This is a genomic window from Peptoniphilus harei, assembly GCF_900454685.1.
GTDB lineage: Bacteria > Bacillota > Clostridia > Tissierellales > Peptoniphilaceae > Peptoniphilus_A > Peptoniphilus_A harei.
In genome coordinates, this window is record NZ_UATM01000025.1 from 1 (window position 1) to 5,393 (window position 5,393).

At 35.8% G+C, this 5,393-nt stretch carries 7 protein-coding genes; 4 read left to right on the plus strand and 3 right to left on the minus strand.

Going from position 1 to position 5,393, the window contains the following annotated elements:
- Positions 1-137: 137 nt before the first annotated feature.
- Positions 138-494, plus strand: coding sequence for an ATP-binding cassette domain-containing protein (locus DRZ96_RS12510; RefSeq protein WP_256584772.1), 357 nt, complete (start codon positions 138-140; stop codon positions 492-494).
- Positions 479-856, plus strand: coding sequence for an ATP-binding cassette domain-containing protein (locus tag DRZ96_RS12515; RefSeq protein WP_256584773.1), 378 nt, complete (start codon positions 479-481; stop codon positions 854-856). The genes DRZ96_RS12510 and DRZ96_RS12515 overlap by 16 nt, the downstream gene beginning before the upstream one ends.
- Positions 857-1,010: 154 nt before the next feature.
- Here DRZ96_RS12515 and hutG read toward each other — a convergent pair whose 3' ends face one another.
- Genes hutG through DRZ96_RS01125 form a run of 3 tightly spaced genes read right to left on the minus strand, consistent with a single transcriptional unit; the run spans position 1,011 to position 3,003 of the window.
- Complete coding sequence (hutG, locus tag DRZ96_RS01120) at positions 1,011-1,859, minus strand: formimidoylglutamase (RefSeq protein WP_256584775.1); 849 nt, start codon at positions 1,857-1,859, stop codon at positions 1,011-1,013.
- Positions 1,808-2,041: a hypothetical protein gene (locus DRZ96_RS11505; protein ID WP_256584774.1), complete on the minus strand. Its 234-nt coding sequence runs from the start codon at positions 2,039-2,041 to the stop codon at positions 1,808-1,810. Before DRZ96_RS11505 ends, hutG begins: the two co-directional genes overlap by 52 nt.
- A gap of 8 nt (positions 2,042-2,049) precedes the next feature.
- Complete coding sequence (locus DRZ96_RS01125) at positions 2,050-3,003, minus strand: 2-hydroxyacid dehydrogenase family protein (RefSeq protein ID WP_112889276.1); 954 nt, start codon at positions 3,001-3,003, stop codon at positions 2,050-2,052.
- Positions 3,004-3,681: 678 nt separating this feature from the next.
- On the opposite strand from DRZ96_RS01125, the gene DRZ96_RS01130 reads away from it, so the two are divergent.
- Both DRZ96_RS01130 and DRZ96_RS01135 read left to right on the plus strand, forming a co-directional pair.
- Complete coding sequence (locus DRZ96_RS01130; RefSeq protein ID WP_112889276.1) at positions 3,682-4,635, plus strand: 2-hydroxyacid dehydrogenase family protein; 954 nt, start codon at positions 3,682-3,684, stop codon at positions 4,633-4,635.
- An 8-nt stretch (positions 4,636-4,643) separates the two neighbouring features.
- Positions 4,644-5,393 (plus strand): arginase family protein (locus DRZ96_RS01135; RefSeq protein ID WP_112889277.1); only part of this gene is annotated, 750 nt, incomplete at its 3' end.

Here is a 5,393-nt window from a genome sequence, read left to right on the forward strand (position 1 = left end):
TAGGTTCAATTCTTTATAAGGCTTCAATTGCCCTTGCCATTGCCCTTGGTTTTTCAGCCAACTCAATGAAACTTATACTGCAGTGATTTTCCTTGTGATATTAATTGCAGGAAGGGGAAAGAGAAAGAAGGTCCAAAATGCTTGAACTAAGATCAATTGATAAAACTTTTAATATTGGAACAGCAAATGAGAATAAACTTTTTGAGAGTTTTGACCTTACTCTTCCCAAGGGACAATTTGTCAGCATTATTGGGTCTAATGGGTCAGGCAAGTCTACTCTTTTAAATATTATTTGTGGGTCCCTAAGAGAAGACTCAGGAGAAATTTTAATCGACGGAGAGAATCTTAAAAAAATTCCAGAGCACAAGAGATACGTCAAGATGGGGAGGGTCTTTCAAGATCCAAAGATGGGGACTTCACCAAAGATGACGATTTTAGAAAATATGTCCATGGCAGAAAAAAAAACAAGTCTTGGAACTTGCTGCCAGGAGTAAATAAAAAGAAAAGAGAAATTTATAGGGAGACCCTAAGGGGACTTGGCCTTGGACTCGAAGACAAGTTAGACGACAAGGTTGGGCTCTTATCAGGTGGCCAAAGGCAGGCTCTTGCCCTAATAATGGCTACACTTGTCCCCATAGATTTTTTAATCCTTGACGAACACACAGCGGCTCTTGATCCAAAGACAGCTGACACAGTTATGGACATCACCAATAAAATTGTGAGAGAAAAAAATTTGACAGCCCTTATGGTTACCCACAACTTAAATTATTCTCTTGACTATGGTGACAGGCTCATAATGATGCACCAAGGGAGAAAAGATTATGGACTTTGCCTGGAGAAGAAAGAAAAATCTTAAGCTGGATTCGATTTTAGATAAGTTTTATGAAATATCTATTGAGTCTGGTAACTCTTTATAGATAATAGAAGAAAATAAGAAAAGAAAATTTTATGATTTTTGCAAAAGAAAAAGCCATGAGAAATCCATGGCAATTTTTATACTTAAATTATTTTTATCTAGGAATATATTTTTTATTTGCTTTTACCCCAGACGTGGTTGGCATGAGTTGACACAACTGTGTACACAAGGATTGATGCCAATTGGCAGTTACAGAGTCGTGGTCGAATCTTGGAGAAACTTCACATATGTCAAAGCTTGTTGGCTTGCCAGTTGAGAAGACGTGTTTTAAAAGTAGGATTACTTTTTCTGGATCAATGCCCAAGGCTTGTGGAGCAGAGACACCTGGTGCATAGGAAGATGTGAAGCAATCCATACAAATTGTAACGTATAGGTGGTCTTGTTCTCCAATGTACTCATCAAGTTCGTGAACAATTTCAAAGAAGTCTCCATTGATAAAGTTCTTACCAAGTACATACTTAACCCCAAGGTCTTCAGCAGTCCTAAAAAGTGAAAGTGTATTGGAGTGCTTTTGAATTCCCATTACATAGTAGGCATATTGAGTTCCCTTTTCACGAGTGTAGTCTGCAATTTGTCTAAACATTGTTCCACTTGTTCCATTTCCTTTTTCATAAGGCCTAAGGTCAAAGTGGGCATCGAAGTTTAAAATGCCAAGCTTGTTGTCTTCCTTGTCATCAAGGAAGGTGCTAATTCCCTTGTAGTGACCAAAGGCAGTTTCGTGACCTCCACCAAGGACAAGGGGAAATAGATTTAATTCAAGAACTCTTTTCACAGCCATAGCTAGTTGGTCTTGGCTGGTTTCAAGAGTTGTGTACTTACTTGTCACATTGCCGCAGTCAAAAATTTTAACTTCTTCAGAAAATTGACATGGTAGCTTTGCGAGTTCCTTTCTTATGGCAGCAGGACCAGCAGCAGCTCCAAACCTTCCTTTGTTAAGTTCAATACCTTGGTCAGATTCAAGCCTATGATACCAAAGCCAAGTTTGCCATCAAAGGGACTTAAGCTTTCGTCGTTTAGGTCAAGGGGTTTAACCCATTGATGCCACCTAAAAGACTCGTAATCATTTTCGTCATCAATTCTTCCAGACCATATTGTCATATCTTGTGGACTATAATAATTTATCATTTTACACCTCAGTTTACTTTGTTCTTAGGACTCTTGCCTTCCTTGAAGGCAATTAAATTGTCCTTTGCATTTTCTCCCATCTCAAGTCTTGCTTCAAAAGTTGCATTACCAAGGTGAGGAGCAAGAATTACATTGTCTAGGACCATGAGTTTTTCATTTACCTTTGGTTCAAATTCATAAACATCAAGGGCTGCTCCTGCAATTACATTTTCTATTAGTGCATTGGTAAGGGCTTCTTCGTCAACAACTGGACCCCTAGACGCATTAATTAATATAGCAGATTTTTTCATCATTTCAAGTTCTTTTTTGGAAATCATGTGATGGAGTTCAGGCACAAAGGCTATGTGAAGACTTAAAAAGTCAGAAGACTTTATTACCTCATCTTTATCCATGTATTCTAGGCCAAATTCTTTTTCAAAATCTTCTTTTCTTGTGCGTGAATAATAGACAACCTTCATTTCAAAGGCTCTTGCTCTTTTGGCAAGATTTTTTCCAATGTTTCCTAGGCCAATGATGCCAAGAGTCTTTCCCTTAAGTTGGCTTCCAAGATAAAAAGTTGGTCTCCAGCCGTAAAACTCTCCAGCTCTTGTAACCTTGTCGCCAGATACAATTCTTCTTGCAGCAGCAAGCATAAGGCCAAAAGCAAGCTCAGCTGTGGACACAGCAGATGCAGGAGCAGGTGCGTTAGTAACAACAATTCCCTTTTCTCTTGCGTAATCAATATCTATATTGTCGAAGCCAGCTCCATAGTTGGCAATAATTTTTAAATTGTCGCCAGCATCAATTACTTCCTTATCGATTTTATCTGATAGGGGACATAAAAGAGCATCTTGTCCCTTTATCATTTCTATAATTTCTTCTTTTTTTAGTGGAACGTTGGAGTCGTGATAGCTTATTTCAAAATGTTTGTCTAGCTCATCGTAAATTTTTTCTGGAATATTACTCGTAATCAATAATTTCAAAAAATCACCTCGTTGCTTTTATTTTATCATTAAATGATTATTGTATAAAGTGCGCTGGAAATAATTAAAAAATAAATTGAAAAAAATTCAATATTATATTTATGGAATAAAGTTTATATAGTAATAATATTTAGTAATTTCCTTAATTGAGAAAATAAAATTTAGAAATGGACGAGGATTGTGATATTATTAAATTTAGCAGGTGATATTTTGAAGAAGAATAAAACGTTAATATTTTTAAATTTTATATTTTTAAATTTACTCTTATATCATATTTTAAAAGAGGTCGTAGTATATTTTTGCTATTTACTTTGATTTTTTCATGAATATCGTTATTAAGCTAATAACATATCTACAAAAAATCAAAGTAAATAGCAAAAATATACTACGACCTCTTTTAAAATATGATATAAGAGTAAAATTTAAAAATATAAAATTTAAAAATATTAACGTTTTATTCTTCTTCAAAATATCACCTGCTAAATTTAATAATATCACAATCCTCGTCCATTTCTAAATTTTATTTTCTCAATTAAGGAAATTACTAAATATTATTACTATATAAACTTTATTCCATAAATATAATATTGAATTTTTTTCAATTTATTTTTTAATTATTTCCAGCGCACTTTATACAATAATCATTTAATGATAAAATAAAAGCAACGAGGTGATTTTTTGAAATTATTGATTACGAGTAATATTCCAGAAAAAATTTACGATGAGCTAGACAAACATTTTGAAATAAGCTATCACGACTCCAACGTTCCACTAAAAAAAGAAGAAATTATAGAAATGATAAAGGGACAAGATGCTCTTTTATGTCCCCTATCAGATAAAATCGATAAGGAAGTAATTGATGCTGGCGACAATTTAAAAATTATTGCCAACTATGGAGCTGGCTTCGACAATATAGATATTGATTACGCAAGAGAAAAGGGAATTGTTGTTACTAACGCACCTGCTCCTGCATCTGCTGTGTCCACAGCTGAGCTTGCTTTTGGCCTTATGCTTGCTGCTGCAAGAAGAATTGTATCTGGCGACAAGGTTACAAGAGCTGGAGAGTTTTACGGCTGGAGACCAACTTTTTATCTTGGAAGCCAACTTAAGGGAAAGACTCTTGGCATCATTGGCCTAGGAAACATTGGAAAAAATCTTGCCAAAAGAGCAAGAGCCTTTGAAATGAAGGTTGTCTATTATTCACGCACAAGAAAAGAAGATTTTGAAAAAGAATTTGGCCTAGAATACATGGATAAAGATGAGGTAATAAAGTCTTCTGACTTTTTAAGTCTTCACATAGCCTTTGTGCCTGAACTCCATCACATGATTTCCAAAAAAGAACTTGAAATGATGAAAAAATCTGCTATATTAATTAATGCGTCTAGGGGTCCAGTTGTTGACGAAGAAGCCCTTACCAATGCACTAATAGAAAATGTAATTGCAGGAGCAGCCCTTGATGTTTATGAATTTGAACCAAAGGTAAATGAAAAACTCATGGTCCTAGACAATGTAATTCTTGCTCCTCACCTTGGTAATGCAACTTTTGAAGCAAGACTTGAGATGGGAGAAAATGCAAAGGACAATTTAATTGCCTTCAAGGAAGGCAAGAGTCCTAAGAACAAAGTAAACTGAGGTGTAAAATGATAAATTATTATAGTCCACAAGATATGACAATATGGTCTGGAAGAATTGATGACGAAAATGATTACGAGTCTTTTAGGTGGCATCAATGGGTTAAACCCCTTGACCTAAACGACGAAAGCTTAAGTCCCTTTGATGGCAAACTTGGCTTTGGTATCATAGGCTTTGAATCTGACCAAGGTATTGAACTTAACAAAGGAAGGTTTGGAGCTGCTGCTGGTCCTGCTGCCATAAGAAAGGAACTCGCAAAGCTACCATGTCAATTTTCTGAAGAAGTTAAAATTTTTGACTGCGGCAATGTGACAAGTAAGTACACAACTCTTGAAACCAGCCAAGACCAACTAGCTATGGCTGTGAAAAGAGTTCTTGAATTAAATCTATTTCCCCTTGTCCTTGGTGGAGGTCACGAAACTGCCTTTGGTCACTACAAGGGAATTAGCACCTTCCTTGATGACAAGGAAGACAACAAGCTTGGCATTTTAAACTTCGATGCCCACTTTGACCTTAGGCCTTATGAAAAAGGAAATGGAACAAGTGGAACAATGTTTAGACAAATTGCAGACTACACTCGTGAAAAGGGAACTCAATATGCCTACTATGTAATGGGAATTCAAAAGCACTCCAATACACTTTCACTTTTTAGGACTGCTGAAGACCTTGGGGTTAAGTATGTACTTGGTAAGAACTTTATCAATGGAGACTTCTTTGAAATTGTTCACGAACTTGATGAGTACATTGGAGAACAAGAC

Excerpts from the sequence above, each read along its gene's own strand:
- DRZ96_RS12510 (WP_256584772.1), top strand. The coding sequence starts at position 138 with ATGCTTGAACTAAGATCAATTGATAAAACTTTTAATATTGGAACAGCA.
- DRZ96_RS11505 (WP_256584774.1), bottom strand. The coding sequence starts at position 2,041 with ATGATAAATTATTATAGTCCACAAGATATGACAATATGGTCTGGAAGA.